The organism is Paraburkholderia kirstenboschensis (assembly GCF_032806925.1).
GTDB classification, from domain to species: domain Bacteria; phylum Pseudomonadota; class Gammaproteobacteria; order Burkholderiales; family Burkholderiaceae; genus Paraburkholderia; species Paraburkholderia kirstenboschensis.
Map to the genome: position 1 here is coordinate 1,083,549 of NZ_CP136511.1, position 16,949 is coordinate 1,100,497.

Below are 16,949 nucleotides of genomic sequence, written 5' to 3' on the forward strand. Positions count from 1 at the left end.
ACGTGGCGTAGAACGCAGAGGTATCGGCATGCATTTGCGACCTCAGCACCTATTCTTCAGGCGCAGGGGCTCCCGCGTTTCCGGTCGGCTCTGCGGGGTCATCGGCACCATTCCGCGCCTGTCGCGAGTCCGCGCCCAACGGGACGGCGGAACTGGCCGCCGGCGGGCAGGTGCTGTTGCAGGACTCGGCAAGCAGCAGGCAGGTGTTCGTGCAGACGGGCAGTCAGGGCACGGTCATCGACAAGGGGCGGATAACGGCCGCGCAGATCAGCCTGCAGGCCGCCGACGGCAACGTGTATGCGCTCGCGGGCGGCGGCACGCGCGTCCCGTGCAACCGGCACGGCCAGCCCCGACGGGCACGTCTGGCTGGTCGCCGATGGCGGCCGTGTCGAGCAGGACGGCACGATCGCCGCAAGCAACGCGGACGGCAGCGGGGGAACGGTCGATACCGAAGCGGCAGAACTGGCGTTCGTCAGGCACGCAGCGGTTCACGCAGGCCAGTGGAATCTCTCGACGCCTACTTTCACGATCAATGAGGCCGCCGCCGGTGCATTGCGCCGCAGCCTGAACGCGGGCACCTCGGTTGATGTCACGACGACGGGTGCCAACGGCGCGACGGGCGACCTGGGCGTCGCCTCGGTCCTGCGCTGGTCCGGTCCGGCTTCGCTCACGCTTGCAGCGTACCGCCACGTCTCTGTGACACCGAGCACGACCATCGCCAACGATGATGCGGGCAATCTGACGCTGCGCGCCGACGCATCCGGCATCGATAACGGCGGCAGTGTCGTCAATAACGGCACCATCGACTGGTCGAAGAGCAGAGGTATTGTCAGCGCGCTTTACGACATGAACGGCAGCTATGTCGCCGGCACGCAGATTACCAACGCGGCCTGGACGCCTGATTCCCAGACCGGGCTGAAGAAACAGATCACCCCCTATAGACTGGTCAATTCAGAGGTGGCTCCGGGAATTCGGACAGTTCGTTGAGTGGAAAAGCTGGGGCGTGAGTCGGCCATAATGGCCGGCAACAAGGAACCAGAAGATGACGAAACGAAACCGACGGACCCACTCGCCAGCGTTCAAGGCAAAGGTGGCCCTGGCAGCGCTCAAGGGCGACAAGACGCTGGCAGAGCTGGCCCAGCAGTTTGATGTCCATCCGAACCAGATTACGGACTGGAAGAAGCAACTGCAGGAGCGGGTTGCCGATGTGTTCGACGCGGGCAACTCGGCGCCAGCGGCACCGCCAGTCGACGTGAAGGTACTGCACGCGAAGATCGGGCAGTTGACGCTGGAGAACGATTCCTAAGAAACGCCCTCGGCGGGTTGAAGGCAGAAGCCGAACTCGGCTGCCCGCCGGTGCAACTGCTTGATGGCACGCTCCTTGTAGCGCTGTTCGTAGTGGTCGGCTCCCGGGTCGGCGTATTGCATGCCGAAGCGCATGGCGTTGTAGAACAGCACGGCGATCTTGCGCGCGGTGGCGGTGACGGCTTTGGCCTTGCCAATGCGTGCCGCCAGTCGGCGGTAGAACGCACCGAGCGCCGTGCTGGTCTTTCCCACCGTGACGGCGGCCAGCCGCAGCAGGGCAGCCACTCGATTGGTGGTCTTGCGCGTATGTGACGACAGAACCTTGCCGCCGCTCACCTTGCACCCGGGCGACAGGGTCAACCAGGAGGTGAAGTGCTTGGCAGTCGGCCATCGGCTGAGATCGGTGCCGCATTCGGCGACGAGACGCACAGCCAGGTAGGAGCCGATTCCATGGATCTGGGTCAGATCGACGCCGGCGAGCTGGTACATGAGACCACGCACGTCGAAGCTCAGCGCGTTGGGCTGCTGGGCCCGGTTACGCGCCTTCGTCAATGGCTCTTGAGGTATGGGCTTGTCGGCCGCAAGCAGAGCCAGCGTACGTTGGATCTGGGCGTCGCATTCGTCGACGCGGGTCTGGTAGAAGTCATACAGTGCCAGGGCCTGTTGTAGCGCGAAGACGTGTTCGGGCAGGTAGTTGCCCACCAGAGCGGCCCGGATCGCCTCGACGCTGGACCTGCAGTTGCGATCACGCATCGCAGCCAGCACGCCGGGATCACGCTCGCCGGCCACGATAGCGCGGATGATGCGCATCCCTGTGGCTCCCGTCACGTCGGTGACGACGTGGTGCAGTTGAAGGTTCATGAAGGTCAGGGCCTTCTGCATATGCTGGATGTGTGCGGCCGCGTAGTCCAGATGTCGCTCCCGAAGCCGCAGATAGGCTCGAAGCGCAGCGATGTCGCCGCTGGGTCTGAAGCTTGGGCGCAACAGGCCGCAGGCATGGAGCCGCTGCAGCCACTGCGCGTCGTTGACGTCGCTCTTGCGACCTGGCACGGCGCGGGATTCGCGTGCGTTGGCTACGATGACCTCGAGACCACGGCCCTCGAGGATCTCGTAGGCCGGGATCCAGTACACGCCGGTTGATTCCATCGCCACGGTTCTGATCCCAAGCGACACGAGCCAGTCGCCCATACGCTGGAGGTCGCTGGTGAAGGTCTGGAAAGTCTGGACCGGTTGCTCACACAGGTCTGGTGGCACCGCGACGACATGGAATCGGGATCCAATGTCGATGGCTGCAGCCCTGTCGTTGACGACGGGCAAACCTGTCAGTTTGCTATGCAGTCTGGGCATGATCGAACCTCTCACGTTGGTTGAGCACGCCGGACGGGGGACTCGGATGAGGTCACATTCCTAAACGGGGTCGCACTGGGCGCCACCACAAGCGGGTCCGCAGCTTCCCCTGGGCCAGGTTTTTTGACGGGGTCATCGCCTCCAAAATCGTAGCGGCCACTGTCCATGCGCATCTCAGTATATGCATCGGTGCGTTTCTATCCATGGGGCCGTGGAATGCCGCGATCGCTGTTTTTTAGAAAGCGCGCTCAGCAAGGCGGGACTGCTGGGCGTAAAGCGATGATCGATCGCGATCACGCCCTGCCGGTGACACAGCAGGCACGGCTGGTAGGCATCAGCCGGTCCAGTGTCTATTACCAATCGCGCAGGGTCAGCGAAGCGGATCTGAAGTTGATGCGCCGGATTGACGAGCTTCACCTCGAGCATCCATTTGCGGGGGCGCGAATGCTGGCACGGCTGCTGCGTCGCGAAGGCATCAAGGTCGGGCGCAGACACGTCAGCACCTTGATGAAGCGCATGGGCGTCGAAGCGTTGTATCGGAAGCCAAACACGAGCCGCAAGCATCCAGCCCACAGGATCTGGCCGTACCTGCTTCGCAACCGGAAAATCGATCGGGCCAATCAGGTCTGGGCGCTCGATACGAGCTATATCCCGATGGCGCGGGGCTTCGTCTATCTGACGGCCGTCGTGGACTGGGCGAGCCGCCGGGTGTTGGCGCACCGGGTGGCGATCACGCTGGAGAGCTGCCATGCTGTCGAGGCGCTGGAGGAAGCATTTGCGAAATACGGGCTGCCTGAGATCGTCAACACGGATCAAGGAAGCCAGTTCACCGCAGCCGAATTCACCGACGCGGTTCTCGGCCGGAAGGTTCTCCTGTCGATGGACGGAAAAGGTGCCTGGCGTGACAACGTGTTCGTCGAACGGGTGTGGCGCAGCGTCAAACATGAAGAGGTTTATTTGAAAGCGTACGACTCGGTAGGCCACGCGCGTCGCTCAATCGGCAATCACCTGAACTGGTATAACCAGAATCGGCCTCATTCGAGGCTGGCCGATCAGACGCCAGATGAAGCGTACTTCGCCACGCTGCCAGCGATAAAATCGGCAGCTTGATTCCCCAACAATTCCACTTAAAAATCTCGGGACCCTGTCCGAACAAGCGGCGCCACCTCTAGTCAAGCGGGCCAGAAGGGTTGCGGGCGGTTCGCTAAGTCCTTCCCGTATCGTCTCGCCGAAGGCACCCTCGCCTCGATTGTCCGTGCGTCATTCCGCGATTCTGTTCGCAACCCGCCAGCCAAATGGATCTGCTGCCGTCATGCCTGCGACGAACGGCGTGCAACTGTCGACGAGAATGAATTGGCAAATCCAGTTCCCGACGATTCGGCAATCCCCGTTATCGCAATTACATTAAAGGCTGTCCACCGCGCGCCAAAGGGAAAGCTCCGCGAGAGGCGGTTGACGGCCCCCCTTTGTGCCGTTCAGATAAGCGCGTCGGATCGAGGCGCTCCGCCCCTTTACGAAGTCGTCATCGCAGACATCGCTGACCCTGGTGTAGATCTCGCCGACGGGACTGTTCCGTGGCTCGTTGCTGACAAACTGCGCCTACGCACCGCGTGAGCTTGAGGTGTTTCCAGTGCGATAGAAAATACCAAAGTCGTTTTACAGCAGGATCGGGCGCTTTTTCGGCGGGCGTCTCCTTGCTGACAGCCAACGCGGGCACTTCGGCCTAAAGCCGGCGTTGGAGCGGCGGTCGGGAGCTTCCTGTATCAGCGAACTCATACTCCCCACCGGGAAGAGACTTTCGGAATTCCCGGTAGCGGCCATTCGAATGACCATTTGGGGCTGAGCCGGACGCATTAATGCCGTCTGGCCGGTCAAGTTCTCCGGTTAGACGCGCCTTTTTCTCCCGGACTAAAGAGCGGCCGCCGATTGGTCGGGTTTCATTCGACTTGTTGCTCGCTCGTCTTGCTATCGGTGTCGTCGATTGCGGTTCCTCCGGCAATTGCGTCGGAGCACTATGCTTTTCATCAAGTGGGGTGCGAGGCCAACCTCGCGAACGACAGTTCGGCGCGAGGCTTCTTAAGACGGCAGCGCGTCATCGCGCCTGCGCGCGATGGACTAACCTTTCAAGGAGGCGGCGTCATGGAGGACTTTGCGATTCAGGGGTTTCGGGGAAGGCTGATCGGTTCGTCAGACAAGGACTACGACGAGGCGCGAGCGCTGTACAACGGCATGATCGATAAGCGGCCCAAGGTGATAGCCCGCTGCACCGATGCCGCCGATGTCATGGCAGCGGTCAACTACGCGCGCGAAAACAAACTGCTTCTCGCAATCCGCGGAGGCGGACACAACGGTCCCGGTTTGGGCAGTTGCGACGGTGGGCTGGTCATCGACCTGTCGCAGATGCGCAGCGTGCGCGTCGACCCAGCGAGCCGCACCGCGCGTGTCGAACCAGGCTGCACTGCAGCGGATCTTGATCACGCGACCCACGCTTTTGGCCTCGCCGTACCACTCGGCATCGTTGGCAGCACGGGGGTCGCAGGTCTGACCTTGGGCGGAGGAACCGGCTACCTCACGCGCAAGCACGGCCTCACGGTCGACAATGTGCTCGAGGTGGATGTAGTGCTGGCCGACGGCTCTTCCGTCACCGCTAACAAGGACACGAACGCTGATCTCTTCTGGGCGGTGCGCGGCGGCGGCGGTAACTTCGGCGTGGTCACAAGTTTTCTGTTTCAGGCCCACCCAGCCAGAATAGTGTTCGCCGGTCCGATCTTCTGGGACGCCAAGGATGCCAGGCAAGTTATGACGATGTACCGCGACTTCATCCCGCACGCCCCCGAAGAGCTTGGCCTGTTTGTCGGCCTCAAAACCGTCCCTCCAACCGATCCCTTCCCTAAGGAGCACTGGAACAAACGCGCCTGTGCTCTGATCGGTGCTTTCAACGGGCCGATCGCAGAGGGCCAGAAGCTCATGGCCTCGCTGCTCGAGAAACTGCCCGCCCCGCTGTTCAACTGGATGGGCGAGATGCCGTGGACTGCCATCAACAGTCTGTTCGACCCGTTCTTTCCTAAGGGCTTGCAGTGGTACTGGAAGGGGGACTTCGTCAAGGCGCTGCCTGACGAGGCGATCGACGTGCACATCGCCAACGCGCTCAAGGCACCAACCCCCTTCTGCCTGATGCACCTTTACCCCATAGACGGCGCGGTTCGGCGGATCGCCCCGGATGCCACGCCGTGGAATGCGCGAAACGCGTCTTTTTCGATGGTAATTGCCGCCATCAGCCCGGATCCCAGGGACGCCGAGGCGCTTAAGACCTGGGGCCGTGCCTACTGGGAGACTATCCACCCCTTCAATCTGGAAGGCGCCTACGTCAACTTCCTGGACGCCGACGAGGCCGCGAACCGCGTCGAGCTAAGCTACGGCGAGAACTACAAGCGCCTTGCTTCGATCAAGGCGAAGTACGATCCCAACAACCTGTTCCGAGTCAACCAGAACATTAGACCGAAAGCGTGAAAATTCAGGCGCGCGGCCTCGCGCGCCCGCGCCGCGTGGTGGTGTTCAGCGCGAACACGCTGCCGACATTGCCGTCGTCGTTGCCCGGTGACTTGCGTGGGCCGCGCACGTTTGAAGAGCGTCCACGTCGCGCGAACCTGATCAGCGCGACGCGTGAATCAAATCGGAGCTAACGACCTCCGCGGGGTTCACGTTCCCCGCACTCCATTGACTGTGTAGAGGGTTGACACGCGCTGCGCGAATATGCCCGGTCTGCGATCGGTCGTGATCGTCCTTCTCCGGCGCGTTAGCGACACGTGTTCACCGCGTCAGCATGCGAGGCGGGAATCGTGTACCGATTAGCCGCTCTCGCACTCCGGTTTTTATTGGAGCTCGACCGTGACGAAGCTTCGTGCGTGATTGCGCTGGATCAGCAACGCTGCCTTCTTGCCAGCCCTTGCCGCAAGCGACGCCAGTTCATCCTGCGACGCGACCAGCGTGCCGTTCAACGACAGCACGACATCGCCCGGCTTGATGCCGGCAGCGGCCGCTGTCCCCGACACATCATCGACCATCAGGCCTTGAGGAAGATCCATGCTGCGCCGCTCCTGATCGGTTAAAGAATGCATCGTGAGGCCGAGATGGTCGAGCGCGTGAAACTGCGGCGAGCCTGCGTCAGAGTTTGGGCCTGCAACACCGCCCTCACCTGCGTTCGCCTGTTGCGACGCTGGCCCGACATTCACCATCACGGTCATCGGCTTGTGATCGCGGATCAGCTTCAGCGGGACTTTCGTTCCGGTCTGCAACGCCGGGTTCTGCCCGGTTAGATCGGCCGCGTGGTCGATAGGCCTGTTGGCGAGTTGCACGATCACGTCGCCCGTTTTCAGATTGCTCGCCGCCGCCGAACTGCCCGGGTCGACCGACGTCACCAGCGCGCCCGCCGCGCGCGGCAGGCCGAACGCGCTCGCCAGATTCGTATCGACGTCCTCTACCTGAATGCCCAGATTGCTGCGCGCATCGTCTTGAGCGCTTGGCCGGCCCTGCTGGGCTTGCTCACCCTGCAACCGCGAACGCACGTTGTTCGCCATATTGATCGGGATTGCGAACGTCAGGCTCTGCAAGCGGTCGCTATCGGCATACACCTGGACGTCAATGCCGATCACTTCGCCCGCGCGGTTGAACACGGGGCCGCCCGAGTTGTCGGGGTTCAGCGACACGTCCGTCTGGAAGAACGGAAACGTGCTGCCATCGGCAAGCGTGCGCGACGTCGCGCTGACGAAGCCCGCCGTGACCGTGTTCTGATAGCTGTCTGGCGAACCGATCGTCAGCACCTGCTCGCCGACGCGCACGCGCGCCGAATCGCCGAGCTTGACGGTAGGCAGCTTCGTCGCGTCGATCTGGATCACGGCGATGTCGCTTTGCGTATCGACGGCCACGATTTTTGCCTTGAACTCGCGTCGGTCGGTCAGGCGCACGGTCACGTCATCCGACTGATCGACGACATGCGCCGTCGTCAGAATGAGACCGTTCGGGCTCACGATGAAGCCCGATCCGACGCCGGACATCGCGCGCGGCGTAGCGCCCTGGCCGTTTTGCGATTGTGGCAAGGCCTGCTTGAAGAACGAGAAGATGGGATCGTCACCGTCGACCGCTTCGGCGCTGGGACCAAAAGGGGGCGTCGCGCTCCCGGGCGCATTCACCGGCACTGTCACGCGGATATTCACAACCGCTGGCCCATAGCGCTCGACGATCGCAGGAAAGTCGATTGCCGCGGTCGTGCTGCCGGTTGCAGCGCGTATTTCCTTCCCTCGCGCGGCGGCGGCCGCCGATGGGGGCGCTGATGCAGAAGCAACCGCGGAAGCGGCTGCCGGAGAAGTGGCGACTGCGGCTGCGTCCGCGCAGGAACAACCGGTCACACATGCCGTTGTTAGGGCGGTGCAAAACCAGATGCGAGACAGATTTGTGTGCGTCGATTTGGTCAGGGTAAACACAGCGCACCTCCCATGGTGCCTTTCACCGTAAAGAAATTATTTCGCGCGTGTGATAGCGCCGAGCGTTCTAGTGTGCTCGCGCGCAGCGATGCGATCCACCGGACACACAATCTCCGGATCGAAGTCGACTTGAGATTCGGCTGCAGCATGTTTGCCAGCAATGGGCCATCAGGACGCGGACGGTTTGCTCGCTCGTCCTCTTTTATTTATAGGGAAGCGGCGGGTAAATTGCAGCGAGTACAAATCCTGGCGTGCGTCAAACGGTTGTCGTCGGCGCGCGTTGCATGCGGCGGTGCAAAAAGAGCCGACGATCCGTTCCTGCGCATAGGTAAGCGCGCCGTCGCCGGCCGCTTCTCACTGTTCGGCCCCGCGCTCGCCGCTGATGCCCAGTAGACTTTTGTCGATGACAAGGCGCTGAGCGCGTGCGTTTCAATGTCCGTGATCGACCAGGCTGTGTGGAAACGCCAAGAGAATTTCAATGCACGCGGTTCTAACCTCGCTTCGCACCTTTGGCGGTTTGCCTGTTGACAGTTTATTCGGCGATGAGGAACTGCTGAAGGGGGGGGCAAGCGCCCTTTAACTGGCATTTGTGAGCTTGTTTTAAGGTCGGTGGGTGCTCAGACACCCACCAGCCGCATCGCTTTCATTGTCCTTTTGAACCCCAGGATTCTCAGCACTCTCATGAGGTTGTAGGCAAGCACATTCCGACTCATCTCCGTCCCCACGTTCGGTAGTCTGCGTGTGAGGAAGTGGGTGTAACCCATCCAGTGCTTGAATGTCCCGAAGACATGTTCGACGGTGCGTCTGCGTATCGTCATTGCGTCCGGCGTTTTGCCGAGTCGGCGTTGAACACCTTCCAGCACCGACTCGTGCTCCCATCGGGTGATTCGTCGATACGGACCTGGCGTGCATTGCGATTTTTATTGGGCCCTGAGGACAGGCGCCGCTCCAGTAACGGCGCAACTGCATACCGTGCTCCTCCCGGGTGAAACGGTAGATTGCACGTTCACCGGCTGGACACTGGTACTGGTCGTCCCGCGCAATGTAGATGAAGTCAGCCCTATCAAATCGACCATGGCACTTCGCGCTCGATGTCGCGGGTTTCGGCAGCATTATCTCGATCCCTGCGTCTGCGCACTTTTTGATCTGAGGCCCACTGTAGTAGCCACGATCGGCGACTGCCTGCAGTCTGGTCCTACCCATCGCATCGCGTGCAGCTTTCGCCATGGGGCTGAGTTGCGCCCGGTCGCTGCCAGAGTTTGTGACCTCGTGAGCAACGATGAGGTGGTGTTTGGCGTCTACTGCCCGGGTGCGTTTGCTTGCGTAACGGATGAAGCATGGAACTGTCCGCTACCGTACACCATCGAGGTTGCTCGGTTCGTGGCTGGGCGAATAGTCGACGCATTCCCCGCGGCCCTATCGAAGCCGCGGGGCCGCGCTCTTCTCCTCGCTACCCCGATCACGCCCGTTGCTTCGTGACGTGTGAAAGAATAGGCCCATGCTGGAACCCGCCGTTACACAAACAGACGGGCAAAAGAGCCTCTTTTCGTGAAGACAGGACGAAGCTTGAAACAGGGGTCATCCGCATGGGGAGTATGGAGCCAGGGCGATCCTCAAGACGAGCGGCGAATCGCGGCAATCAATTGTCTTCTGACAAGTTGCGGACCGCGTCCTCAGTCTGGATCGTCGACGTGCCTCGTCGCCAGGCGGCACGCGACCGTGGCGCGGCATCGTGCGGATGCCCCGTAGATTTTTGCGTCATGGCCTCGATCGTGCTCATGAACTCGCGCACCTGCGTGCAATCGAATTCGATGAAGGTCGTCGAGTTCGGCGCCCTATCAGAACAGCGACGTCTGACGCGGATCGCGCGCGGGCGGTCGCGAGGCGGTGACCGCCTTGCGACTGCGTGCGGATGCGCGCCGCTGTGCGACGCGGCGCAAATGCGCGATCAGGGACACGGTCTGCGTGCCCGCCATAAGTTCGAGCGCAAAGTGTCCGATGTCTCCCGGCGCGCTCGGGCGACAGGCGCGCAGCGACGGCCGCAGCGCAAGGCGCCGGGCGCGGGCGATCAACTGACTGCGGCTCATACCGGGCCAGCAATCCGCGACGAACTGGCGAACGATGGCGGGCAGTGACTCCGGGGCGACGTCGCGGGGCAACGCCAGGACAACGAGTTCAAATGCATCAGCCACCGTGGTGCAGCCTCCTTCTGCAATGTCGTGCGAAGCACGGGTTCGCGAGCCCATAGGCAAGTGTGTTCGCCAGCCTTTCCGTCATCCGGTTGGGATCTTGCCACAAGCCGCGATATGAATACCGTCGACATCCATGCCTGATCATCCACTACGGTCGGCGCCATCGCCTTGATGTTGCAGGAGGCGCCATTGCCTGCCAACGCTGCGTAACTCTGTGCACGACTCACCGCCGCGCTGGATCACGGCACAAACATTCAAGCTTTGCTCAGCATAGTCATCTGACTGAGACGGGGAAACGGTGGCAACCCTTCATCTGGCGAACGCATGCGAACGGGACGTACGAACTCGGAAAGTTGCATTTCACATAAGGTGAGCTAGAATCAGGCGCATTCCTCACCAACGTGTTGCTCACCATGCAAATGCAAAGCTGGGTAGGAACGATCGAGCGTGAATGGCATCAGTTGCGCCTCGCTGACCCTGCTCTGGATGTCGAGAAGTTCTCCCGTCACGTCATCGCGGCAAACAAGACCGGGTTTCTCTCGCCCGAGTCGCTCGCCGTGATCGCCAATGCTCTTCTCACCAGCACGCTCAATCGCGCGCCGCATCTCGGCCGCTGGTTGCTTGAGCGCATTGGTGCTAACCGGCATCCCGCCTGGCGGATGGCAATGGCCATTTCTCTCGTCACACCGACCGGAGGCGAGGCGGACCTTGAGAGAGGTAATGCGATCTTCGAAGACGTGATGAAGGATGAGACCGCGGACGGCCATCTTCGCGGCATGGCCGCTGCAGCGCTGGCCGATAGCGCACGCCTTGGGCGGGGCATGCCGACCGACACGAGCCGCGCGCTCACGCTCTACGAGCAGGCCATCACACTGGGCCACAAGGCCTCAGCATACAATCTCGGGCTTTACTGGGAGGGCGCGTGGGGTGCCGAAGAGAAGAGCGTTACCCAGGACCGCACGAAGGCCATCCAGAGCTATCGGCGCGGCGGGGGTGACATGCGTTGCCAACGCCGTCTGGCAGCGCTACGGTGAAGGTGCCGTACCGCCCGCCGGACGAGACGGAGGACGAGGTTAAGAGGTGAAGCCGCGTTGAGCTGGCCGCAGATACGCCGGCAGGGCAAAATGGTGCCGCGTGTGTCAGTCCCCCGGATCGAAGCGGTCAGATCCATAGTTAGTCAGCACCTCACGTTCTGTCGGGCGCATTCGTGATGACACAGGCAGTGTCACCAGGTGTCACTATCCGCGACCTCTTCCCTTTACGTTCGCAAGAAATGCCTGGTAGCCCGGATCATTCCGGCCTGCAGAAGTTCGGCCGGACTTTCGAGGGGCTGACTGACCAGCCAGCCCCCGTTCGCTAACCACCGACGCATCAACCGCCGGCCGCGCTTTGCGTTGAACGTGAGAGAGCCGGCGCATCAATCTTCCATCGCCTGCCTGATATCTGACGATTTCGTGTGACCGGCAAAAGGCTGACTATGCCTTGCTTTACAGGCCAGCATCACCAGATCGCGACCCGAGAGCGCGGACGCTAGCCAGTACCACACTATGGCCGGACTCCCGCCGTGTGTTTTCGCGCTATCGCATCGTTCGGCATCCAATGCCAGCATCACGTCATCTATAATCGCACTCAGCACACCAGTGATCGCATGGAGCCCTACTATATGAGTCAAACCCGCGGACGATATGCGGGATCTCGGGACAGCGGCCAGCGCCAACCTCGTCACGTCAAACAGTCCCAGCCGAAGCGGCCGAGGCCGCCGTACGTCAATGCACCTGCCAGGGACTCTGCCCAGACTGCCTCCATTTTCAAGACACGATCGTTCCAGTTTCTGGTGGATACGGTAGGCGCGGAGAATATCGCGCTGGGACTGGGATCGAACATGGCGCGAGTGGCCGAGCTGACGAAGGGTGAAAAGTTCACGCCCGAGACCGCCTTTCACATGGAAACCACGCTTGGTTTGCCTCACGGTTTCTTTGACCAGCCCAATCCTGCGCTTGCGCCCGAAACCATCGCCCGCCTGAAATCACCGCTCGATTTCGTCCTGGCCGACGACGAACCGGAAGCAGTGTCGGAAACACCCATGCCGCCTTCCGCCGTTCACGGCGGCCAGCAACCATATCCTGAAGACAGTTTGTCGGGGGAAGCGCAGATGCCGAAAAAAGCAACGGGCGACTCGCCCAGGGCCGTCAGAAACAGTCGAAGCCAGATGGCCGAACCGCCCGCCCCACGTGCGCCGCGAAAAGGTTCACCTTCGAAACCCAAGTCATCTGTCGGGGGAAACCAACAGCGACCACTGGCGTTAGACGACAGCGGTGACGTAGAGAAAATTCGACGCGCGAACCTCCATGTCTTGACGGCTCGTAACGGATCGAAAGCAAGACTCGGTGTGGTCATGGAGATGAGCGGATCCAACATGGCCCACCGGCTGTATGGCAAAAAACGGCTCGACAGTGTTGAAGCAAACCGTTTCACCGAACGACTTGGTTTGCCAGCTGGCTGGCTGGACGCGCCGCGTTTGGAAGCCGACATTCCGGAGCCGGTGTCGCGCTTGCTGACGCCCGCCGCGCGCGGCCGTGCATCCGTTGAACAGAAGGAGCCACTCGCGGCAGCAACGGAAGATCGCGCATCGGCGAAGCCCGCCGATGCGTCGGCGAACGCGAGGCGCTCGCGGCCGGACGTTCGGACCGGTGCGAAAGACCGCGCGACCGGTTTGGCAGATGCGTCAGAGAAAGGGACGATCGTCGTCAGCCGGTCGCATCACGTCACTGATGCTCCCGACGAGCCTGCCGGTCGCAAATCTAACGAAAGTGATGGTGAACCGGCGGCAGCCACAGCGGCAACCGCTGAGTCGTTCGCGGCCCCCGCAACACTTCCACGATCGCGCGAGTCGCTATCCCCATCCGTGACGAGCCTGGACCATCTTCACGGCATTGCGCCGATCGCGGAGGCGTTGCTCAAGACGCTGGCAGGCAAGGCACGCACGGGCCGACTGGATGAGCTGAAGGCGCTGGAGCTTTTGCAACAGGCGGTCCTGTTATGAGGCGGTGGTAGCGTGCCATGAGCTGATCTGCAATGACGCAGGAAGCACATCGGCCCAGCCCGGCCCCGGTGCGCGCGAATGATCGCCCCCTCTTCCTGAGCGACGGGAAACTGCGGATCTTGTCCTCCAGGACGACATCACGCCAATGCCTGGGTCCCGGGGCGCAATGGTCGAGAAATTGCCTTGGCCTGTCAGCACGCCCCGGTGCATCAGTTTTTGCATCGCCTTGCGTTCGCTCCACCGGATCCGTTCGCGTCGAACTGTTTCCCCGGCTCCTCTAGCGTACAGTCCGATGCGGTATCGAGCCCGAAACGCATTGCAGCACCTTTGCCGCGCGCGGCGAGAGCGCATCAAGCGCGTCATCGATCGCGGTACGCGATACGGAGCATACGCACCTCAAGTTGACCTCGAACGGTCGGGCTATCCTTACTTATCTCGACAGACTTCCCAGCACCGGGTATGGCACGCCAGTCTTCTCGCCGGCGTAGCCGATCAGATTCATCAGCGCGTAGATCACGAGTGAGCCGAGCCCGATCGCCAGCACAAAGTTGGCAAAGCTGCCGCACAGCAGGAACAGGCTGGCGGCGAGGTAGTAGCCCCAGAGGCTGTGCACGTCCGAGGTCCAGACGTTGAAAATGCTAAAGGCGCCCCAGTTGCGCACCCTGGCGGGTGCGAGATCTTCGTTGTAGAGGCCGGGGGAAGGGTTGCGGATGTCCATCTGTCATCTCCCTTGAGTTCTCAAAACTGAGGAAACACCGCCAGACGACCTTGGGCCGCGATGCCCCCCGCGTCTGAAGCAAGCTCGCATGCAAGAACTGTATGCAGTTTGCGGCACAGTTCTGAATGGGTTAACCCCTAATTGGGATGCATGCCGACGCAAGCCAACCGTCCGATCCCACGCACAATGAACGCAATCGCAAGTTCGCCGTTGTTGTCCAGTCCATATGACCGCGCAAATCAATAAAATTGCGCGATGCTTTCCGTTGCAGCGTCCCGCTCGTAATCTGTAGGGCCGTTGAGGTGGCGATGGCTGGAGGCCCCCCGAAAAGTTCGCTGTGGGGGTAGGCAACCCCATTTCAAATGCCGTGTTTGATTGACTTCCGATGGTGCCGCATCGGGCGAAAGCTGGCGTTCGTCGGATGCGATCTCAAATGGCAGAAGTCGAGGCCCGATACCGGCCGTCCAGAACAGAGAAGATTGAACGGCTCTTAAGGGGTCGCGTGCTGCCGAACGCAGCCGTGCAAGAGCGAAGCATGTATGCCAACGCATGAGTCGGCACCCGGCCAGTTCCTACCGTTGTCTCTCGGTCGTAACGGGACACTCAAAAGTCCACTTGCACGCTGACAGCGGTCGCCCGCCGACCTTCATGATCGCTACTCAACAGGAATTGTCAGATGCTCGTACTCCATACCGAAGCACGTCACATAGAGACCAGACGTACAACGGCGCTGCACCGAATTCGAGCACGTCCAATCACAGTGAGATGCATCGCAGTCCGAATCCTCCAGATCGGGACGTTGTAACCAACTACCGATTAAAAGACAAAACACGTTTCTCGTCATAGAACCGGTGCTCCATTTCTCTCAAACGCTGACCGGCCAGATTGGCTAGACGCTCGCAACTGCAAATCGATCGTTTGTGGCAAACCCCTAATGTTCTGTCACGCGTTGCTGCACAGTCCGGGCGTATGGACGACGCCTGGTTTCGGCGATCGCGCGCATAGGCTGTCTTTCGACACTTACACAATCCGAAGAGCATGCAATGATTCGCCGTGGCTTGGTTACAAAAGCCTTATTCGCCCTCATGTGCGCAGGCGCCGCGTTGCCAGCCGATGCGCAGAATTTGAAACAGCAGGTGGCCGGCACCTGGACGTTGACATCCGGATCAGAGAGGCCTGCAAACGGCAAGACCATGTTTCCCTGGGCGTCCGGCGACCTCCTGCTGGATTCCACCGGCCATGTCGCATTTTGTACATCCGTCCAGTCCTCGCCTACTGTGGAACATCTACCGTCGACGCGCCCGCAGCACGCTCACTTATAACGTCGACTCCCGCACATCGCCGGCATTCGACGGAGCGGCTCGCAAACAGAAGGTTGTCTTGAGCGGCGATACGATGACCACGACCGGATCTCGCGTGAGGACGTCCGACGGAGCAATCACTCCGATCAACGAATGGAAGCGAGCAACGTAGAAGAAACGACGCGCTGGAGATAGCCATGAAAGCAACGATGAAAGCGTGGCCCGTCTTCGTGATGGTGGTCCTCGCAATGTGCATCACGGCGCCGGGGGCTCGCGCGGAATCTGCCAGCCTGGTCGGTTCTTGGTCGCTGGTCTCGGTGACTGCGACCAGAAGCGGAACCGAGGAGGAACTGCTAGGTGCGCATCCCGAGGGCCTTCTCATCCTCAGGAACGATGGCCCGCTATGCACTGCTCGGTGTTCGCGCCAACCTGCCGAAGTTCGCTTCGGGTAACAGGTTGCAAATGGACAACCCGACCGATCCCGCGCAGCAGGCCGCGGTCATCTACCACTCGACGAGAACCAGTTGCTCAATTACCAACTGTATGGGCTCGACGATCTGAATACGGAGAACCCGGTCGTGCGCGAGGCGCTGCGGCGCAGCGCTACGGTTACTGGATTTCCACGGTTGGCGCAGACGCCTTCCGCATTGACACCGCTTTCTATGTGCCCCAGGCTTTCTTCAGCGACTTCATGTACTCAAGCGCTGCAGCCGCACCGGGCATCCGCCAGGTCGCGCAAAACAACGGCAAACAGAACTTTCTTGCCTTCGGCGAAGGCTTCGCCACCGATGCCGCGTATGACGACACAAATTCGCGGAAGATCGAAACCTATATGGTCGATCCAGACGGAGCCGACATTCTGCCAGGCATGCTCAATTACTCGCTCTACGGCACGATGGGCGACGTCCTGAGCGGAAAGCATCCGACGGCCGAACTCGGGTATCGAATCCAGAACATGATGCAGGTATTCAGGCGCCGGTATCTCATGCCGACGTTTCTCGACAATCACGACGTGGACCGCTTTCTCGCCGATGGAACGATGGCCGCGTTGCAGCAAGGCCTCATGCTCATCATGACGCTGCCCGGTATTCCGGTTGTCTATTATGGAACGGAGCAGGCATTCACCGAGCAACGAGGGGCAATGTTCGCGGGCGGTTATGCGTCGGGCGGACGCGATCACTTCGACACCTCCGCGCCGCTTTATCAGTTCATCGCGCAACTCGCCAGCTTGCGCAAAGCGAACAAGGTGTTGTCGCGCGGTACGCCGGCTATTCTCGATCAAAACAGCAAGGGCCCCGGCGCGTTCGTGTACAAGATGACGTATCAGTCGGCCACCGCCATCGTGGCCATCAATACTTCGGATAGCGACACTGCGACGGGTACGCTCAAAACCGGTCTTCCGAGCGGCACGGTGCTCGCCAATCGCGCGGCGACTGGCACGGCGCCTCAGCGGCTCGTTGTGGCCGCCGATGGCACCGTGCCCACTTCATTGCCGCCCCACAGCGCATTCGTGTGGATGGCGGCTGAGTGAATCGTCACCGCCGGCCCGGCCACGTGCCCTTC

At 61.2% G+C, this 16,949-nt stretch carries 9 protein-coding genes and 6 pseudogenes; 9 read left to right on the top strand and 6 right to left on the bottom strand.

Annotation, left to right across the window (positions count from 1 at the left end; translation table 11 throughout):
- Positions 1-131 precede the first annotated feature (131 nt).
- Both RW095_RS05400 and RW095_RS05405 read left to right on the top strand, forming a co-directional pair.
- Positions 132-954, top strand: a pseudogene (locus tag RW095_RS05400) (filamentous hemagglutinin); the annotation flags it as partial.
- A gap of 88 nt (positions 955-1,042) precedes the next feature.
- Positions 1,043-1,300: pseudogene (locus tag RW095_RS05405) on the top strand (transposase); the annotation flags it as partial.
- 2 nt (positions 1,301-1,302) lie between these two features.
- Here RW095_RS05405 and RW095_RS05410 read toward each other — a convergent pair.
- Positions 1,303-2,652 (bottom strand): IS110 family RNA-guided transposase, encoded by a 1,350-nt coding sequence (locus RW095_RS05410; RefSeq protein ID WP_317014978.1) that lies wholly within the window; start codon positions 2,650-2,652, stop codon positions 1,303-1,305.
- A gap of 231 nt (positions 2,653-2,883) precedes the next feature.
- Between RW095_RS05410 and RW095_RS05415 the strand changes: the two are divergent.
- Together RW095_RS05415 and RW095_RS05420 are read left to right on the top strand one after the other, a co-directional pair.
- A pseudogene (locus RW095_RS05415) lies at positions 2,884-3,762 on the top strand (IS3 family transposase); the annotation flags it as partial.
- Between the two features lie 1,029 nt (positions 3,763-4,791).
- Positions 4,792-6,162, top strand: a complete 1,371-nt coding sequence (locus RW095_RS05420) for an FAD-binding oxidoreductase (RefSeq protein WP_317014979.1) — start codon at positions 4,792-4,794, stop codon at positions 6,160-6,162.
- 362 nt (positions 6,163-6,524) lie between these two features.
- Here RW095_RS05420 and RW095_RS05425 read toward each other — a convergent pair whose 3' ends face one another.
- Positions 6,525-8,057 (bottom strand): trypsin-like peptidase domain-containing protein, encoded by a 1,533-nt coding sequence (locus RW095_RS05425; RefSeq protein ID WP_394364998.1) that lies wholly within the window; start codon positions 8,055-8,057, stop codon positions 6,525-6,527.
- Positions 8,058-8,144: 87 nt separating this feature from the next.
- On the opposite strand from RW095_RS05425, the gene RW095_RS05430 reads away from it, so the two are divergent.
- Entirely contained in the window at positions 8,145-8,525 is a 381-nt protein-coding gene (locus RW095_RS05430) for a hypothetical protein (RefSeq protein ID WP_317014981.1), read from the top strand.
- A gap of 224 nt (positions 8,526-8,749) precedes the next feature.
- Here RW095_RS05430 and RW095_RS05435 read toward each other — a convergent pair.
- The 3 genes and pseudogenes from RW095_RS05435 to RW095_RS05445 form a co-directional block, all read right to left on the bottom strand.
- Positions 8,750-9,437, bottom strand: a pseudogene (locus RW095_RS05435) (transposase); the annotation flags it as partial.
- Between the two features lie 334 nt (positions 9,438-9,771).
- A complete protein-coding gene (locus RW095_RS05440) occupies positions 9,772-9,912 on the bottom strand; it encodes a hypothetical protein (RefSeq protein ID WP_317014982.1) in 141 nt (46 codons plus the stop codon).
- A gap of 58 nt (positions 9,913-9,970) precedes the next feature.
- Complete coding sequence (locus RW095_RS05445) at positions 9,971-10,324, bottom strand: hypothetical protein (protein ID WP_317014983.1); 354 nt, start codon at positions 10,322-10,324, stop codon at positions 9,971-9,973.
- 413 nt (positions 10,325-10,737) lie between these two features.
- Between RW095_RS05445 and RW095_RS05450 the strand changes: the two genes are divergently transcribed.
- Positions 10,738-11,358: an SEL1-like repeat protein gene (locus tag RW095_RS05450; protein WP_317014985.1), complete on the top strand. Its 621-nt coding sequence runs from the start codon at positions 10,738-10,740 to the stop codon at positions 11,356-11,358.
- Between the two features lie 629 nt (positions 11,359-11,987).
- Positions 11,988-13,367 (top strand): hypothetical protein, encoded by a 1,380-nt coding sequence (locus RW095_RS05455; RefSeq protein WP_317014986.1) that lies wholly within the window; start codon positions 11,988-11,990, stop codon positions 13,365-13,367.
- A gap of 436 nt (positions 13,368-13,803) precedes the next feature.
- Here RW095_RS05455 and RW095_RS05465 read toward each other — a convergent pair.
- Positions 13,804-14,085: pseudogene (locus RW095_RS05465) on the bottom strand (cytosine permease); the annotation flags it as partial.
- 1,694 nt (positions 14,086-15,779) lie between these two features.
- Between RW095_RS05465 and RW095_RS05470 the strand changes: the two are divergent.
- Together RW095_RS05470 and RW095_RS05475 are read left to right on the top strand one after the other, a co-directional pair.
- Positions 15,780-15,947, top strand: coding sequence for a hypothetical protein (locus RW095_RS05470; protein ID WP_317016778.1), 168 nt, complete (start codon positions 15,780-15,782; stop codon positions 15,945-15,947).
- Between the two features lie 46 nt (positions 15,948-15,993).
- Positions 15,994-16,917, top strand: a pseudogene (locus RW095_RS05475) (alpha-amylase family glycosyl hydrolase); the annotation flags it as partial.
- Positions 16,918-16,949 lie beyond the last annotated feature (32 nt).

Excerpts from the sequence above, each read along its gene's own strand:
- RW095_RS05410 (WP_317014978.1), bottom strand. The coding sequence starts at position 2,652 with ATGCCCAGACTGCATAGCAAACTGACAGGTTTGCCCGTCGTCAACGAC.
- RW095_RS05420 (WP_317014979.1), top strand. The coding sequence starts at position 4,792 with ATGGAGGACTTTGCGATTCAGGGGTTTCGGGGAAGGCTGATCGGTTCG.
- RW095_RS05430 (WP_317014981.1), top strand. The coding sequence starts at position 8,145 with ATGGTGCCTTTCACCGTAAAGAAATTATTTCGCGCGTGTGATAGCGCC.
- RW095_RS05440 (WP_317014982.1), bottom strand. The coding sequence starts at position 9,912 with ATGAGCACGATCGAGGCCATGACGCAAAAATCTACGGGGCATCCGCAC.
- RW095_RS05450 (WP_317014985.1), top strand. The coding sequence starts at position 10,738 with ATGCAAATGCAAAGCTGGGTAGGAACGATCGAGCGTGAATGGCATCAG.
- RW095_RS05455 (WP_317014986.1), top strand. The coding sequence starts at position 11,988 with ATGAGTCAAACCCGCGGACGATATGCGGGATCTCGGGACAGCGGCCAG.
- RW095_RS05470 (WP_317016778.1), top strand. The coding sequence starts at position 15,780 with ATGGCCCGCTATGCACTGCTCGGTGTTCGCGCCAACCTGCCGAAGTTC.